1 protein-coding gene is annotated in these 245 nt (G+C 34.7%); it reads right to left on the minus strand.

What is annotated here, in order from left to right:
• Positions 1 to 56: 56 nt before the first annotated feature.
• On the minus strand, positions 57 to 245 hold a 189-nt coding region (locus ACFINO_RS11170; protein WP_375655914.1), incomplete at its 5' end, for a hypothetical protein.

The raw sequence follows: 245 nt of genomic DNA on the forward strand, positions 1-245 counted from the left end.
AGAAAAATGCCATTCCAATTTGGGATGGCATTTAATTTCATGAAAAAAGGAGAAGTTTACTCTTCTTTTTTCTTACGACGGCGCTTGTTTTCAGATTTATGTGTTTCCTCTGTGTATTTTTCTTGTTCTGCTTTTATCGAATCCTCACCAATAATTTCTTTACCGGTCTTTTGGTCGACGATTTTCATTGATAAGCGAACTTTACCACGCTCATCAAAACCCATTAATTTAACCCAAACTTTATC

Source organism: Bartonella sp. AA83SXKL, from assembly GCF_042196965.1.
GTDB lineage: Bacteria > Pseudomonadota > Alphaproteobacteria > Rhizobiales > Rhizobiaceae > Bartonella.